The sequence below is a fragment of the Pseudomonas sp. FW305-25 genome, from assembly GCF_017351415.1.
In the GTDB taxonomy this organism is placed as follows: Bacteria; Pseudomonadota; Gammaproteobacteria; order Pseudomonadales; family Pseudomonadaceae; genus Aquipseudomonas; species Aquipseudomonas chlororaphis.
On the sequence record NZ_JACNDE010000004.1, the window covers coordinates 149773 to 167866 of the forward strand.

Here is an 18094-nt window from a genome sequence, read left to right on the forward strand (position 1 = left end):
GATCACGTTCGTCCGGCCGACGGAAAAAACCCGCCCGGCACAAACCCGTGGCCTGGCCCCCGGCTAAACTTGGCTCCATGAGCCCCGCCTATCACAGCCTCCACGAATACACCCAACGCATGAACCGGGTGCTGGAGTATATCGACCAACACCTGGACCAGCCGCTGGAGCTGGCGGAACTCGCGCAGGTCGCGCATTTTTCGCCCTTTCACTTTCATCGCCTGTTCACCGCCTGGGTCGGCGAAACCCTGGGCGACTACCTGCGCCGACGCCGCCTGGCCTGTGCTGCCTATCAGCTGGCCAGCCATCCAGAAATGAGCATTCTCGACGTGGCCCTGGAAGTCGGCTTCAGCTCCGGCGAAGCGTTCTCCCGGGCGTTCAAGCAGCATTTCTCGGTCACCCCGAGCACCTGGCGCAGCATCGAACCCAAACGCTGGCACCGCCGCCTCAGCGACGTCCGCGAACGGCGCCTGCGGGAATTGAGCAATCCTGATCAGACGCACATCCCGGCCTTCGACGATCCTGACGCCTTCATTTACCTGAAGGAGCCTTTGATGAACGTCACCCTCAAGAAACTGCCACCGGTCCGCGTCGCCTACCTGCGTTATATCGGCCCCTACGGGTCGGGCATCGGCACCTTCTGGCGCGACACCGTCGCCCCCTGGATGGTCGAAAACGGCCTGTTGGGCCGCGTGCGTTACGGCATCGGCCACGACGATCCCTACGTCACCCCACCCGAAAAATGCCGCTACGACGCCTGCGTCGAAGTCCCCGACGACTTCAAGGCCAGCGCCCCCGCCGTCGTCACCACCCTGCTCGGCGGCCTCTACGCCATCGCCCACTACCAGGGCAAAGGCCCCGACATCGCCGACGCCTGGACCGAACTGTGCCGCGACTGGCTGCCCAAGAGCGGCATGCAATTCGACGCCCGACCAGCGTTCGAGCGTTATCCGGTGGACGCGAAATACGACATGAAGACGGGGGAACTGGAGTGTGAGATCTGTATTCCGGTGAAGGCGTTGTAAGCCGCGCCGGGCTTGAGCGAAACGATACGGGGCGGCCTGTGCTGCCCCGTCTTTTTGTTCCTCAAGCATGCTCTAGAGGCTATTACCCACAGTCTTTTGCAGGAAGCCGTATTTGGGAAACGCACGGGGCGTTTTATTGGGTATTGGAGCTGCCCGCCAAGCCGACAGCTTCCTTCTGCGCTAATCAGAAAAGCCCTACAGCCTACAGTGCACTCACCTTATTCCTGCCAACCACAGTGCGATTTACAGTCGATGGGTCGCCCAGATGGCGACCGGGTTTGGCGACCTGGTGAATGGTGTGCAAAAGATTTCTGATTACAGAAGCTTTTGCGCATGCAAAGCTGCCTTATGGCAGTTGTGCGCGGGAGGCCTTCGGGCCTGTCGGTTTTCCATTCCCGGCTCGCCAACCCGCGTACAGCTGCCACCTTTCGTTTGGCGACGTTTGAGTGATAGCTCTTTTCAACTGAATGGAGTTACACCTATGAATCGCTACATGCCCATTACCGGCCACGACTGCAATATTCCCTACCTGCTTATCGATACCCAGGCACCTATTGACATACTGCACGAGGCCGCTGCTTATCGCATTCGCGCGGTGACCCAGTTGCTGGAAAGCTTTTCAGTAGCTGATGCCCCTCGTCATGAACCTGTTCTTCTTCAGGAACTGACACTGGTCTGTAGCATCGTGCTGCGTGACGGGTGTGATTTGATGGATGTGGCGGGGCGACGACTGCAAGAGCAACTTTCAACATAAATAGTAATGGGCGGCGTTGAGCCGCCCATTCGTCAATTACTTAAAGACATGCAACAGACGACTACTAGAGCCATTAAACAACCCACATCATTGATTAACGAGTCGCTTAAGCAGCTCGCCCCATTATCCCACCACCTTAAAAAACAAGAACACAAAACCTAGCATTTAGCATTAATCTTTATAGACTACAAAAAAACAACAGGACAACTCACAAAAAAGCCAACTCATTCAACAAACAGAGCCTCGTAAACCTTAAAAGCCATCCAATAATAAAAGTGACCCGACTCAATTTCCCTGCGATCAGACAGAATTACTCGCATCATACTTCTCTATAATAACAGGGATGCGCTCTTTAGGTTTAGTGACATCATAGACATGCTGTTCACAACCTTTACCGATGATCAAGAATTCTACCAGATAAACTTTTTCCTTCTCGGGTTTGAAGCTCGAGCGCATAGGGCCACAGGCATAAACCAACCTTTCAGCAATACGATAGTAGTTGTTATCGTAAACCCGCGACTCGCCAATCACTTCAATCGACTGCCCAGAATCAGCCTGCAACTCCAACTGTGGGAAACGCTTAACGGCTGCGCTGTTGGCTACTTCGTTAAGCTTGGCGATCCAGCCAAATACCTGACCACGACCGGAGTCTACTACGGTGCCCAATATCTCCGGACGCTGATCCGGGTCAGAACCGCGCCGCACGGAGAACTGTACCGGGTAGGTGAATCCAGTCGATTTCATGATGACCTTCGCATGGCCGGCATCGGCCACAACCTTCTTTTGCTGCAGCTGGATACCATCCTTGAGCAGGCTTGGCGAAGAATCTCTGACATTGGAATGACAGCCTGTCAGGACCAACATCAAGGCTAAAATTTTGGCTATTTTCATTAGGAGAGTTTCCGTGAAGGTGTGAAATAAAAACTGAAACCATTATTTGCTTTCGTTGGCCAATCGGGACTTCCATCAGATTTCACCCACCTAGGATCAACGTCCAACTTCTTAGCAGTGGCCACCTGCGCTGGTGTCGGATTGGCTATGGGAACACGCATTCTGCCTTTTGCACCAATTTAACAAGGTGCTTGAACAAACCTTAACTTCCAATAATCACCACCCTGAACCCAATATCGCTCTATATCGGGTATCAAGAAGCTGAAATCTGAACATTTGGAAAGCCAATCCGGATACGCAAGATCTTCATGGAACCGACCAAAATCCATATGCATATATATCTTTCTGTCAAAATTTATATAGAACATCGGCAATCTAGATGCGAGCCGCCCAGCAAAACTGAACTCATCTGCATCCAACTCCACCCCCGACAAATAATATTCTTCAACTCGCCTCAACAATTTTCCAGCGTTGCATTTTCCATCTACATCAAAGATCCCCTTAAAATCCTCACTAACAAACACACATTCCCTTATGCCACTTATATACTGCAGAAAATTATCGGACGTCAGCTTTAAAACCCCTCCCCTAAACTCCTTACACGCCTGCACATATTGATCTTGCGTTATATAACCTTTACTCAAATACCCACGACAGTCTCTCTCCGCATCTAGCGAAAAATTATATTTATAATCCAAAACCCAATAACACTTTCCTTTGTTGACAAAAAAGCAGATGCTTTTTTCCCCGTTCCACATATCATCAAGTAACGCCTGATCAAAATTCAATTCCCAAACTCCTTTAAAAACGCCTCTTGAGAGTAAACACGTGCATTACTCGAATTCTTTTCAAGTAACGACTCCCATATTTTAGGGAGTTCCAGGGCAGTACCTGGCTTAGTGGGATCTACGATTTTAGGTGCTGATGGATCTCGTGGAATACCTGGGATCGGTCGTTGGGGTATCGCATTAGCCATAATTTCCTTATGGAGATTAGCATCCACATCAAATACAACTACAGAACCATCTGGATGCTTATTAGTTAAGTAAGTGAAATACCCCCCCCAACAGATGCCGATTTCTTTAGAGAGCACTTACTCAACTACATATGTAGTGAATTTATTTACCCCTCTTCTAAGTGCAATCTTCTACAGTTTGGACATCGATATACCGTAATAGCTCTTTCATCAAGAGCCTCATATCGCTGATCAGAAGAGAGCTCACCTCCATTATCCAATCTTTCCCCCATTCTCTCTATCGTCGACTCAGAAATTAAAGTCAGCTCGTAGTCTGACCACTCTTGGGAAAGGTTCATAACGTAACCGCATACACAAGAATACTTTGGCACAGCTAGTCCCCTCCAGAAGGCCGGTAAAATCGGACAACTACCCCATCAGAACCTTGGAAGAATATAGTCTTTATATTCTGAGCGTTAGTTTTTCCCAACATACAAGCAGCGATGGAGGACATAAGACTGCTTGTCGATTACGGCAAAACGGAGCTCCCCTAAGAAAAAGGGGACTCTTTAATTACTGCCAAAGACATAATAACCTGATCTGGTGCATCATTCAGATCTCCCCCACAGCCACTAACCTCTAAGCCACCATAATTTTTATCAGTGTAAAACCACTCTTCAGCACCATCAAACTCCAACCCTGTATATGGCAATAATTCCCGCACATAACTCCCAAGCCCAATGCCTCCTGACAACTCCCCTTGATATGAATTGACAGGCTTATCACCCACATTAAGACACTCAAACATCCACGCTTTAATAGCATGGATTTTCCATCCACTAGTAAGTACGTGAAGCGCTCGCGTTTCAACACCAGGATGACTTTTGCTATCATAGTACAGACGCCAATTCGTCAGCTCTAAATCAACGACATAAAATCCATATCCACCATCCCCACTTGAATCAAATCTCTTCTCCATCCTCAAAACTGGAGAACCAACAAACCGATATAAACCTTCCACCTCATCAATAACATACTTACTAAGACTTCTCTCAAAGTCTTCCACATGCGCACCCAACGGGATTCCTGCAAGTGAATGAGATGGAACGACCGGAGCCGACCACGAGATAATAAAACAGTTAGTGCTTGTCATTGAGGCGTCCATAAATTTTGCGAAGCGTCAAATTTAACATTCTGCCCCTGCGGGTTCAGGTAAACCGTATTTTTATCATAAACAGGCTGTCCCCTCTCAAAAGTTGGCCGATATGTGGCAGGCTCAACAATCTTGATTTTACTACCATCCGCATAGGTCAACTTATAATATTCACCTATATGCGTTGACTGTTTAACAGCGCCAGCAGTTGACGGACTATATTGCACTTCTACAATTTTAGAAACCCCACCATCACTAGAGCTAACTTTAAATACCTGGGCATTACCAGAGGTACCGCTTTTAGTTGAAGACGTCACAATAAAACGGTCTAGGAGAAATGACTGTTTAAGATCATCTATCGACTTACCCCAAACACTTGTAGGAGCCTCGGCAATATTGCGAGGTATACCGACTTGCGCAGCAAGATTATTACGCAATCCCTCACGAGCAATAGCTGAGGTTGCAGGTATTTCTCTTTCAAGCTCACTTATTACCCCTCCAGTACCTTTGGCACCAAGGCTCTCAGCTTCCGCCGCCGCAACCTTCTTCGCCGCCCGCCTTTCCGCTACAGCTTCCAATATCGTCTTGAGAGTAGCCTTACCTCCGACCACTCCACCCAGCGACAGGATGACATCGTCGATAATACTCATCGACTCCGTATTCTTCACCGCCAGTGTCAATATCCGATCAGCAGCATTTTTCGAGGCCAGATTGTTACTCGAAAAATCCAGGATTTCCTTGCTGTACGCCTCAGCCTGAGACTTTCCATATTGCTTCCATTTTTCGGCTGCCGTCAGCTCGCCGTAATACCCCTTTCCAAGGCCATTGAACAAACCTGAGTCATTGAACTGCTCTGGCGTTGAGGCGAACGCATAAACCGGGGAACCATAGGCGACAATCGGCTTGCCATCTGCCCAGGTCAGTGGGATTTTCTGATCCGCCAACTGTTTTATGGCGTTTTTTGCAACATCCAGATCGCGCTTGAACCAATCCGTGGTCGGGTCATTCCCCCACTTCGCGACCAAGGCATCCAAGCGAGCCTTTTCAACCGCATCGATTGCTTCACCACTAGCAAGGAGCAGCAGATCCTCCCACAAGGCATCAGACTTCGGTTTACCCAGTGTCTGCTCCAGCTCCTCGGCTTTTTTCTTCAGCAGCGGAAGTTCTTGATCACGATGATGCTGGCGATTATTAACCTCGACCCCTGCCCCGCTACCGCCACCTGCGATTGCTCCGGCAGTACCTCCCAGCGATCCGGCCGATGCTCCAAGCCCCGTGGCGATGAGTGTTGCAATAGCTTCCTGATTGCTCTGTTCAATACCAGTTTTACCCAACGCCTCTGCAATCGCAGGCATCAGGGCTGCCGACGCACCCGCTCCCAACGCACCGCTCTGTACAGAGCCGCTCGACAGCCCCATCGCAGCACCGGCCAAGGCGTGAAGCAATACCCGGGCAGCACCACCTTCAGCCCATGCCGCTCGGCTGGTGTCATCGGTAGCATTGCGCTTCTGTGCATCAGCGTAATCACCAATCTTTTTGAAGGTGTCATTGGCCGTGGTATTGGCAACGATGCCAACTGCAGTCGTGCCACCAACGCCTCCAAGGCCCGCCGCGATCAAGCCCGAGGCGATGTCGGCCATGATGCGTTTATCACCGCCAACGCTCCAACTAGCAGCATCCGCCAGGGCCGCGTTGGCCTCCGTCACCTGCTCAGGGGTTTTGGCTTTGCTTAGTAACTCTTTGGCAGAATCAGCCTTGGCTTTAGCCACCAAGTTGATAGAGGTACTCGCTAGCTGCGCGGAACTCTGGATCAGGTCCATGCGCTCCTGCATCTTCTTCTCGTCCGGCCGGTCAAGATGCTGATTCGCATTACTGGTGTCGCGATTCAGCCCTACCAGATCCTGCGAGCCCGCTGGATCACGGATCGTGATCGTCCCCTCGCTGACAGCACTGCGGGTGCTGCTGTGATCGGACTCCTTGAGCGCCAGCGGCAGCGTGCCGCCCATGTCGGAATGCGCCCATTTTCTTTCACTGTCCGGCGTCTGCGGTCCGCCCGGCTTGTCCCACTTGGTACTGGTGTAAGAAGCACTCAGACTGGCCGATTGGCTTTTGATCTCACTGGTGTTCTTGATGTCGCTGACGATCAAGCGACCTGTATCGAGATGGTTCTTGTCGGCACTGGCTTCACTGGCAATCACCGCGCCTTGCAGCTGGGTATTGGCCCCAACATAAATGTCGTATCCCCCTTTACCTGCATAGAGTCCGGTCTGGTCAGTCACCGCCTGGTAATCGCTGTTCATCTTGCTGCCAGCAATATTGCCGCTGGCGGTCACTATGGAGCCGTAGCAGAACGGCGGTACACAGATGCTGGCGCCGAAACCTCCACTCGTCTGTCGGTTTTTCTGATCAGCTTCGTCCTGCCGGGAGACGATATTGAGATTGCCTCCCACATCCGCCTTGATGGTATCGGCCCGTACCTGGGCGCCGGCCAAGGTGGTGTCCTGACCACTTTTCAGCATGAGCAAGCCGGTATCCACGGTGCTGTTGACCTGGGTAACCGAGTGCCCCTTACCCATGCCTTTGGCCATCTGTGCGCCGAGATCCAGAGTGAAGCCGTTCTGATCACCAATATTGAAGCTGGCGCCGATACTGGTCTTGCTGTTGCGGCTCTGGTTATCCCATTGCGCACGGTCCTGCGCGCTTTCCAGAGTGATGTCGTTTTTCGCCATCAACAGCGTATCTTTTGCCTTGAGGCTACTACCCACGACATGAATATCGCCCTGGGTACCCGCCGCATCCCCTACCGCCGAAATGACCAGACCCGCACCACTGGTCAAGCTCGATTGCTTGGCCGTTTCACTGCGATACTCGCTGGTACTTTTACTCCGGGTCGAACCCAACTCGGTCCCAATCTTGATAAGCGAACCACTGCTGTTGGCTGGCTTACCTTGGGATTGATTCGCCGCATCGGCGCTGAAGCTGTCGGCCGCGTTGTAGGCAGAGAGCAATGCCTGCGCCCCCTTGACCGCTTTCAAACGACTATCATCTGCATCCCTGGCCGCACGTACATCATTGCGAATGCTCTTGTACGTATCGACCACCATGCCACCGACTACCCGGCCCACTGCAAGACTCTTCGAGCTGTCAGTGCTGCTTTGCGTGGCAGTTTCCACACCCGCGGCGATGGTCACATTGGAACCGGTAAGATTCATCTCCTTGGTGCTGACCAAATCACTGGCCACCACCTTCAGTTCGCGCCCAGCCTCAAGTCTCACACTACCTTCACTCGATCCCACGGTACTGCCCGTCAAGGTGGTTTGCGCCGCCTTACCGGTGTGGTTCCCGCTCCTGATCGACAGATGCTGGTTGCCCGTGATGTCGTCCACGCCCAGATTGTTGGCCGTGAGAACTCCCGTCAGGTCACGGTTCTTCTGCTTATGCAACTCACTACGGGTGAAGGTGTTTTCGGCCGCATCGATGGTCAGGTCGCGCCCGGCCTGAACTGCCAGGTCCTGAGTACTGACCAATGCCGAGCCTGTTACGGTCGCGTCGCGCTTGGCCGCCACTTCCACGGTGTTGCCGGAGATGACGCTGCCGACTGCCGTGGTTTGGGTCTCGGCTACCTGATCCTTGACCTTGCTCGACTTCAGACCACCCCAGCTGCTTTTGCTTTTACTGCTTTCGTGACGGGCACTATTTGAGTCGCTAACAGCCAGGATTTGAACGTCATTACCCGCCATCAACTTCGCGGCACCTTTTTCCGCGGTGACATCACTACCCTTGATCAGCAAGTCATTCCCTGCGACCAGTACACTGTCGGTTCCCGAGGTAACAGAACTGGCGATGTTGGTGGTGCTAGCCACCTCATCAAGCCGACTCTTCTTGCCCGACGAGCTCTTCTTGGTCTTGCTGTAGAAGCTGTAGTTGCTGTCCTCCGCGGACTCCAGCGCCAGGTTGCCACCGGCCACCAGATACGCCTCGTCTCCGGCACTCACCCGACTGGCAATCAGTTCCAGATCCTTGCCGGCACTGAGGGCCACACTGCCACCTGCGGTCACCGCCGTGGCCACCTGACTGACCTTGTCCGACTGCCCCTTGTACTTCTTCGAGCTGGAGTACGAGTGCTGTTCGTCCGCCGCCGAGGCCAGGGTCAGGTTGCCGGTGGCGGCCATGGCGAGGTTGCGTTTGGCGTCGATCTGGCTGGCGATGGCCGACAGGTCGCGGCCGCTGTTGATCGTCAGGTCGCGACCGCTGGTGACCACCGAGCCGTGCTGGGCGGTGCTGGAGCGCAGGTAGTTGGTCCGCGTCTCGTTGTCCTGCTGTTCGACAGCGGTGAGGTTGGCGTCCCGGCCGGCGTTGATGGTGGTGTCACGCGCGGCTTGCAGCACGCCACCGGCATTATTGAAATCGCGACCGGCCTTGAGCGTCAGGTCGTTGGCGGCTTCGATACGCGCGGCGCTGTCGAGGAAGTCACGCCGTTGTTGCAGATCGCCGCCGCTGTTCTGGTGGCGGGTGACCGTGCGTTCGTTGATCAGGTCGCCGTTGAGCGCGCTCAGGTTCACATCGCGACCGGCGATGATGCCGCCCGCCTTGTTCACCAGGTTGTTGCCCGCCAGCAGGTCCAGGCGATTGCCGGCTTCGATCAGGCCACTATTGACCAGGTCGTTGCCGGCCTTGGCCGAGAGGTTGTTGGTGGCGCGCAGGGTGCCGGCGTTGAGCAGGTCCTTGCCGGCGATCAGGCTGATGTCCTGCCCGGCGATCAGCGCGCCATTGGCGGCCAGGCGGTTGTTGGCGTGGGCCATGTACAGCACCGGCACCAGCACGTTCTCGCCATTTACCGGGTGCGATTCGAGCCAGACGATGTCGTGGGTCAGGGCCGCGACCTGCTCGGAGGTCAGCGAGGTGCCGATCGCCAGGTTGAGCTGCTGCTTGCTCTGCAGCGCGTTATCCATCAGGTACTTGAACAGTTTCTCGTCGGAGTCCTGGCCATCGATGAAACGTTGGCCGGTGCGGGCGACCACCGCCTGCTGGATCAGCCGTTGTTCGTAGAACCCGTCGCCCAAGCGTTTCCAGCTGTTGTCGGGGTTGTAACCCAGGTTCGACAGCAGGTAGTCCGAGCTCATGAACTGTTTCAGGTTGGTCAGCGCCGGGTTGGTTTCAACCAGGTATTTGTGCGCTTGAGGGGGATTGTCGAGCGTCGGGATGCCCTGGACCCGCACAATGCTGCCTTGCACCTGTTGCGCCGGGGTACGGCTGTATACCGGCCCCTGAGTAGCCGTTCCACTGTCCGTCGGGGTCGTGACGCTAATCGTCGGCAGACTGGCATCGACGCCAGGCTGCACCGCGCCAACCTGCGCCAGCTTGCGCTCAGTCGCGGCCACCGGGGCCAGCGAATCGACCTGGAGCGCCCGCGCCTGACTCTGGGCCAGGTTCTGCTCGCGCTCGGCGAATCTCAGGCTGATGCTGCCCATGCTCCAGTCCATCGGCGCCGGGTTGCGCTGGGTCGCCGCGGTGTCGCCGGCTCCTTCGCTGCTCAGGCGGAACAGGCCGTGTTGCCCGACCGGCAACGTGAAGCCTGGCAGGGCCAAGGGGTTGACCTGCTGCTTGGCCAGGTCCGGCGGCAATTGCGAGTTGATATAGATCGGCGTCGAATACTGACTGCCCGCCGAGGTGTCGCCGGTCTTCTTACCGCCGCCGACATAGGCGTAATAACCACGCACCACGCCGTTGTCGATCTTCTCCGAAGCGTTGAGCTGGACGCTGGCGCCGGACTGGATGATGGCGTCGAAGCGCTTGCCGTCGCTGCTTGCCAGAGCCTTGGTACCACCACCCGCCAGTTTTCGAGTACCGGTCATCAGGGCATTGAACCACGCCAGGTCGGCTTCGAAAGTAGCAGACGGCTTGGTGCCATTTCTGGCATTGAAGGCAGCCACCGCAGCGACCGCACCTTGGTACTCATCCACATGGTTGTATTTGATGGTGGTGGTTTCAATGTCCTGGGGCACCACCCCCTGGTTCTTGATGCTGACGGCGTTGATCGCCAGGTTGCCGGAGGAAGCGATAAAACTGCTTTCGTTACTCAGCTCCTGGGCACCGATGTCCAGCTGCCCGCCGCTGGAGATACTGGAGGCCGCCGTACTGGCGGTCACCTGCAGGCGATCACGCTCGGTGAGCTGCCAGACCGCATTACGCCGATTGCCATGCTTCTTGACATGGCATACCCCAAAGGGGCCGCACGGCAACTCAGTGATTGCGGCGTAGTACTTCTCGTGTTCCGAGTAGGTGAGGATGTCCATGACGTTCTTCACCGTCATGGCGCGAATGGTCATGTCACCCAGGCTTTCGATGGTGCCGGAGCGGTTTTCCAGCAGGCTCGACTGGGCCTGCCCGGCATTGGCGGCCACCAGCAGGCTGCCCATGCTGAAAACGTCGGCATAGCGATTGCTGAAGGTGTTGCCCAGCAACTGCATGTCGCCGCCGCTGAAGATCGAGCTGTGCTCGGCATCGCTGACCCCGGAATTGAGCAGCGTCCCGAAATTGAGGGTCAGCGCCCCAGCGCTGCCGAGCGAACCATAGTTATTGATAGTCCCGGCATTGACCGTCAGCCCCTGGGCGGAGCTCAGGCGTCCGCGATTGGTGAGCACTCCGCCGACATTGATCCGGGTGTTGCCACCACCGGCGATAGTCGCGGTGCCTGGCAGGTCGAGCTGGGCGGCGCCGAAGTTCATGTCGCCCAGGCTGGTCAATCGGCCGTTACCACCGTAGGCGCCCGACAGTTGCAGGCTCAGGCTGCCGTCACTGGCGATCAGGCCATCGTTGCTCCAGTTGCCGCCACCGCCTTCGAAGCTGTCGGAGGCCAGCAGCTGGCCGCCGGCACTCTGGTAGAAGTTGTTGACGTTGACCTTCAGGCGTCCGGCCTGGATGACGCTGGTGTTGCTCCACGAATCGGCCACGAGGGTCAGCCCCCCTTGGGTGACCAGGGTGCCGCCCGCCCCGCTGACGTTGGCCATCGAGATATCGAATTGCCCCTTGCCGGAGTGCAGCAGGGTGCCGCCGGCATTCTGCAAGCTCGTCGCGCCGAGGCCCAGGTCGGTACTGGCCACTTCGATGCGGCCGTTACGGTTGTCCAGCAAGCCACCGATCTGGAACAGGCTCTTGCCACCGCTCCCGGCGGCCCGTAGCTGACCCTGAGCGTTGTCGATACTGGCCGCGCGAATGAGCAGCGCGGTGTCACTCTCGATAACCCCCAGGCGGTTGTTCAAGGCGCCGCTCAAGCCGAGATCGATCCCTTGACCGGCAACCTGCCCGCCCTTGTCGCCGCCGTTGTCAAACGTAGTCGCGATGACACCAAGCTGGCCGCTGGCGTAAAGCCCGCCATTGCGGTTGTCGAAGCCGGCGGTGTTGACGATGACATCGCCCTGGCGCGCGGCAATGCGCCCCCCGTTGTTGTTCAAACCGGCCAAGGCACGCAGGTTCAAGCGCTGGGCTTCGATCACGCCACGCTGGCGCTGGTCATTCAGGTCATAACCGTTGAGCAGCACGCCACTGATGTGGGTTTCAAGCGCGCCCTTGAGGCTCGACAACACCCCGCCACGGTTGTCGAGGTTGGCCGCGGTAATGCTGACCGCGCCGTCCTGACCGATGACTTTGCCGCCCTGGTTGTTGAAATCGCCGCTGATATTCAGCGTCAGGCCGTTCTGGCTTTGCACCGCGGCCTTGCTGTTGTCGAGGCTGGCAGCCTTCAGCTCAAGGCCCGCATCACGGCTGTAAATCAAGCCGCCCTGGGCATTCTGGACAGCTCCCGCGACAGTCAGGGTGGCTTGCCGGTTGGCCGCCACGGTGCCGTGGTCTCGGTTGTCCAGGCTGTCGGCGTTGAAGGTCAACAGATCCTGGCCGATCAGTTTGCCGCCGCGGTTATCGACGTGAGCCGCGCGCTTGAGCAGCAAGGCCCCGTCACTGCTGAGGGTACCCAGGACGTTGTCCAGGCTGGCCGCCACGTCCAGGGTCAGGGCACCTTTGGTCGCCAGGCTGCCGCTACTGTTGTCCAGGCTGCCGGCGCGCAGATCGACCGATTGCAACGCACTGAGGTTGCCGGCCTTGTTGTTCAAGGTTGCCGCCTTGAGATCAAGGGTGGCACCGCTGTCGAGCAGACCGCCGCCCGCGTTATTCAGCAGGCCCGCGACCGTGAGCGTCTGGCCGCCGACACTGGAGACCACCCCTTCACCGCTGTTGTCCAGGCTCGCGGCGCTCAGCTTGAGCGTGCCATTGCTGGCCAGGGCACCGGCGCCGCTGTTCAGCAGGGCGCCACTGACGTCAACGGCCAGGTTGCCCTCCTTGCTGGAGAGCGTCCCGTGGTTGCGGTTGTCCAGGCTCCCCGCCTCGACGGTCAGGCCCTTGATCCCCGACACCAGGCCCTTTTCATTCAGCAACTGGCCGGACACGACACCCAGCGCCGCCTCACTGATCAACTTGCCTTGGGTGTTATCCAGGGTGCGGCCCGTCAGCGTGAAGCCTTGGCGACTGGACAGAGTCCCCTGCTGGTTCTTCAGGTCCTGCAGTTGCTTGATGCTCAACAAGCCTTTGGCATTCAGTCGGCCGAGGCTGTTGTCGAGATCGCCATTGGCCAGGTCCAGGGTCACCGCGCCGTCGCCCAACAGGCGACCGCCACGCTGCGTCAGCCCCGTGACCTTGAGGTTCATGTCGCCCTTGGCCGACACCTCGCCGGCATCGCTCGAGTCCAACTGGTGCGCGGTCAACTCCAGCGCGCCTTTACTGTTGATCAGCCCGCTGTCCGTGTTGTTCAGCGCCTTGGCCGACAGGTTCAGCCAGTCACCCGCCAGCACGGAACCGTGACGGTTGTTCAAGTCACCACTGGCGATACTCAAGCCGTTGATGGCGTTGATCAGCCCCTGGTCCTGGTTGGTCAGTGGCCCCTGTACCGTCAGTTTCAGCCCCGAGCGGCTGGTCAACGCACCGGCGCTGTTGTCCAGGCTGGCGGCCTCTACCTCCAGCGCCGCGGCACCGATCTTGCCCTTGATGGAGCTGAGCGCCTGTTCGATACGCAGGGTCAACGCCTGGTTACCGAGCAGTTGGCCGCCATCGTTGTTCAGGCTCTTGGCGTTGAGTTCGTAGGCCGCGTCGCTGGAGATTTCGCCGTTGCGGTTGTCAACGTCACTGAGGTTTTTCAGCAGCAGCGCACCCGGCACGTGAATGAAACCGTCCCGGTTGTTCAGCCGGCCATGGTTCAGGTCCAGGCTCAGGCTGGTGTTGCTGAACAGACTGCCGCCCTGCTGTTCAAGGCTGCTGACCTTCGCGGTCAGTGCCTTGTCACTGCCGATGCGCCCGGCCGCGTTGGTCAGTTTTGCCGCCGTCAGGTCCAGGGTGTCGCCACTGTCGAGGCTGCCGGCCTGGCTGTTATCGAAGTCGCCGGTGGTGACCTGTACCGCGCCCTTGCCGCTGATCACGCCTTTGTGGCTATTGTCCAGGCTGGCACTGCGCAACTGCACGCCGCCCTCGCTCACCAGCTTGCCGCCCACGTTGGTCAAGGCGCCACGAGCGCCGAGGTCCAGCGCAGCAGCGCTCATGAGACGACCGTCGCTGTTGTCCAGGGCTGCCGAGGCCACATCAAGGGTGCTTTGGCTATCGATCATCCCTTGGTTGTTTTGCAGGTCGCCCTTGAGTGTGAGGTCCAGGCCTTGCTGGCTTTTGATTTTCCCACTGCGGTTATCGATACGCCCGCCCGTGATCGTCAGGTCGGCCAGCGCATTGATCAAGCCGGCAGCCTGGTTGATCACCTCATCGACCTTGAGCGTCAGTGTGTCATGGGCCTCGACCAGGCCCTGGTCGCTGTTATCCAGGTGCTTGCCGGTCAGGCTCAGGCCGGCCTGGGTAGAAAGCTCGCCACCTCGGTTGTCGAGCGTATCGACCTTGAGTTTCAGCGCTTTTGTAGCCCCCACCAGACCGCCTTGACGGTTATCCAGGCTCGCCCCCGCCAGGTCCAGCACGCCAGTGGCGATCAACTTGCCGCCCTGGTTGTCCAGGGTGCCGATCCGGGCGGTCACATCCTGTTTGCCGGAGATATCGGCGGCGCGGTTGTCCAGGCTGGCGGCCGTGAGCAGCAACGCACCGTCGGCAACAACGGTGCCGCGCTGGTTAGCAAAAGCCGTATCGACCTTCAGGTCCAGGTCGCCGGTCGTGCCGAGCACGCCATCAGTGTTGTCCAGGCTGGCGCTGTGGCTGTCGAGGGAACTGGCGCTGACCAGGCCCTTCACGTTGCTCAGGGCCTCGGCGATACGCAGTGTCAGCCCCTGGTCACTGATCAGCTTGGCGCCGTTGTTGTCCAGGCTTTGCGCTTCCAGGCTGAAAGCCCGGGCGCTGGAAATCTCACCCTTTCGGTTGTCGACGCCCTTCAGGTTCTTGAGCAGCAGGGCTCCCGGCGCATGGATGTAGCCGCCCTGGTTATTGAGCTGTCCGTTGTTCAGGTCCAGGCTCAGGGCGGCTTCGCTGAACAGCTCCCCGTGTTGCTGATCGAGCCCGGTCACGCTGGCCGTGAGGTCCTGGGCGCTGCTGATGCTGCCATCGGCGTTATTGACCTGGGTGGCGATCAGGCCAAGGCTGCTTTCACTGCGCAGGCTTCCACCCTGGCTGTTGTTGAAGGTCGTCGCGGTGATTTGCGTGGCGTGCTTGCCGGACAGCAGGCCCTTCTGGCTGTTATCGAGAGGGCCGCTGGCGGCAGTCAGGCCCTTCTCGGACTTGATGGAGCCACCCTGATTGAGCAGTTCGCCACGGCTGGTGATCGACAGGTCTTCCACGCTCTCAATACGGCCGGCGGTGTTCGTCAGTTTGCTGGTGCCCAGGGTCAGGGGGCGGTCGCTGCGGACCAGCCCGCGGGTGTTGTCGAGCCCACCGGCCAGAGTGATCTCCAGCCCGTTGTGGCTGTCGATCTCGCCATCGGTGTTATCCAGGCTCTGGCTGTTCAGCGTCGTGGTGCCCTTGCCCTGGATCAGCCCCTTGCTCTGATTGATAAGACGGCCAACCTTCAGCTCCAGATCGCTACCGGCCAGGACTCTGCCGCCGTCACTGTTGTCGAGCTGCTGGCCGTCAACTTCAGTGGTGATTCCGCTGGACAGTTTTCCGGCGCGGTTGTCGATGCCCTGAACCTCGAGTTTCAGCGCTTTTGTTGCCGCGACCAGACTGTTGTCACGGTTGTCGAGAACACTGCCGATCAGCGTCAGGTTGCCTTGCGCCACCAGGGTGCCGCCCTGTTGTTGGAAGGTGTCGACGGTCGCATGTACATCGCCTTGGCTGGCGATCCGCCCCAGGGCGTTTTGCACGTTCTGAGCCTTGAGCGTCACTGGGCCGACGGCGCTGAGCAAGCCGCCGCGGTTGTCCAGGCGGGTACCGGTCAGGCCGATCCCAGCCTGACTGGTGATCACGCCTTTGTCGCGATTGTCGAGCTGGCGCACATCGAGTTGCAGGTGTTTGTCGGTGCGTACCTTGCCTGCGCGGTTGTCCAGCAAAGCCGTGTCCAGGCTCAGGCGATCCTTGCCGGTCAGGCTGCCGCCACGGTTGTCGAGACTACCAGCCTGCAGGTCCACCACCCCCTTGGCACCCAGGTCTCCTGCGCTCTGGTTATCGAACAGGCCCACGATCCGCGTGGTCAGGCTGCCATCGCTGGCCAGGCTGCCTGCATGGCTGTTATCCAGGCTGGCGGCGCTGATGCTCACACGCTTGGCGGAACCCAGGACACCGCCCTGGTTGTTCAGGGCGCCGATCAAGCCGATGTTCAACGCCACGTCACCGGTGACCTGACCGCCGCTGTTGTCCAGGCTGTTGGCCGTCAGGGTGGTGATACCGGCGCTGGAGACTTCGCCATCGTGGTTATTCAGATGGCCCAATGTGGCGCTGAGGTTGCCGTCGCCGCTGATCAGGCCCCGGCCGTTGAGCACCTGACCGGCCGTGAGTTCGAGACTGCCACTGCTCAGCACCCGGCCCTTGTTCTGGTTATCCAGCGTTGCGGCATTGATATTGGCACTCTGCCCCGCACTCAAGGTGCCGCCCTGGTTGTTCAGCGCCTGTGCCGCGTTCACCCTCAGATTGCGACTGGCGATCACGCTCTTGCCGCTGTTATTGAGGCTCTGCGCGCTCAGGCTGACATCGCCATTGGCATTGCGGCTGTTGTCGGCATTGACTCCGGCTTCGATGATGCCGCTGTTGGTCAGGCGGCCGCCGGCGCTCAGGCTGATGCTGTCGCGCGCGGTCAGGTTTTGTCGGTTATTCAGGTCGCCCTGGGTTTGCACTGTGAGTGCGCTACCGGCATGGACCGATCCTTGGGCATCCAGACTCGCCGCCTGGACCTTGACCGCGCCGTTGACCGCCGAGGCGTCGACCATGCTCAGATGGCCATTGGCATCGAGCTGGATATCGCCGCCGCTGGCGATCAGTTTGCCATCGAGTTTTACCCCGACCCCGGCCTCGGTGCCCACCAGCCTGATCGCCCCGGCATACATCCCGCCCAGGGCCGAGGAGTCGATCGCCAGTTCCGGCTTGGCGCTGCCGTCGTCGGCCCGCGCCGTGGCGTTCAGCGTGCGGGCGTCGACGTCGTTGCGGCCGGTGACGATGGTCAGGTTGTTCGCCTGGATCTCGGCGTTGATCTTGGCGCTGCGGGTGATGATCTCGAAGCGGTCGACGTTGCTGGCATTGAGCGTCGCGCCGTCGATGGTCACCTGCCCCTGATCGACCTGGTAACGGCTGAGCTGGCCGTTTTCGATCACCGGCTTGCCGGTGGTCAGGGTGGCTTTCGGGGTGTTGATGAAGCCGCAGCCGTTGCAGCTGATGCCATAGGGGTTGGCGACAATCACATGGGCCGACTGCCCTGCCACTTCGGTGTAGCCGCGCAGCTGGCTCGGGCTGCCGCCGTTGACTTCGTTGAGGATGGTTTGCGCCGCGACGCCCTTGAGGTTCGGGTTGCCGACGATGATCCCGCCCAGTTGGGTGCTCTGCGTGCGGTCTGTGGCGTTGTTGAGGATCAGCCCCTGCTGGCCGACGTTGTAGTCGTGGAACTGGTTATGCGACAGGCCGCTGCCATTGGGCGTGGCGATATTGACGATGGGTACGCCATTGCCCGCCTGGCCCAGGCTGGTGCCCGGCGCGCTGACCACGATGCCTTCCGCCTGGGCCCACAGCGGTTGCCAGAACATGGCGTTGGCCAGGATGAACGCCAGGCCGCGCTTGGGCAGGCCGCAGAAGTGCTCGCGGGTTTTCAGGGCGGCAGAAGGCTGGCGGGCCAGGAAAGCGAATTGGCGAACATCCATGTC

General features: G+C 58.2%; 7 protein-coding genes. 2 read left to right on the forward strand and 5 right to left on the reverse strand.

Annotation, left to right across the window (positions count from 1 at the left end):
• Positions 1-77 precede the first annotated feature (77 nt).
• On the forward strand, positions 78-1025 hold the full coding sequence (locus J4E58_RS06050; RefSeq protein WP_087088982.1) for a GyrI-like domain-containing protein: 948 nt from the start codon (positions 78-80) through the stop codon (positions 1023-1025).
• 481 nt (positions 1026-1506) lie between these two features.
• The gene (locus J4E58_RS06055; RefSeq protein ID WP_053260060.1) at positions 1507-1779 is read left to right on the forward strand and encodes a hypothetical protein; all 273 of its coding nucleotides are present in this window, start codon (positions 1507-1509) and stop codon (positions 1777-1779) included.
• A gap of 300 nt (positions 1780-2079) precedes the next feature.
• Here J4E58_RS06055 and J4E58_RS06060 read toward each other — a convergent pair whose 3' ends face one another.
• From J4E58_RS06060 to J4E58_RS06080, 5 genes are all read right to left on the reverse strand, one after another.
• Positions 2080-2670, reverse strand: a complete 591-nt coding sequence (locus J4E58_RS06060; protein ID WP_087088984.1) for a hypothetical protein — start codon at positions 2668-2670, stop codon at positions 2080-2082.
• Between the two features lie 179 nt (positions 2671-2849).
• Positions 2850-3428 carry a hypothetical protein gene (locus J4E58_RS06065; protein WP_370686806.1) on the reverse strand — a complete coding sequence of 193 codons (579 nt, stop codon included), beginning with the start codon at positions 3426-3428 and terminating at the stop codon, positions 2850-2852.
• Between the two features lie 26 nt (positions 3429-3454).
• Positions 3455-3763 carry a hypothetical protein gene (locus J4E58_RS06070; protein WP_143481874.1) on the reverse strand — a complete coding sequence of 103 codons (309 nt, stop codon included), beginning with the start codon at positions 3761-3763 and terminating at the stop codon, positions 3455-3457.
• 412 nt (positions 3764-4175) lie between these two features.
• A complete protein-coding gene (locus J4E58_RS06075; protein ID WP_125737989.1) occupies positions 4176-4778 on the reverse strand; it encodes a hypothetical protein in 603 nt (200 codons plus the stop codon).
• The gene (locus J4E58_RS06080; RefSeq protein ID WP_256583134.1) at positions 4775-18091 is read right to left on the reverse strand and encodes a hemagglutinin repeat-containing protein; all 13317 of its coding nucleotides are present in this window, start codon (positions 18089-18091) and stop codon (positions 4775-4777) included. The genes J4E58_RS06075 and J4E58_RS06080 overlap by 4 nt, the downstream gene beginning before the upstream one ends.
• Positions 18092-18094: the final 3 nt, after the last annotated feature.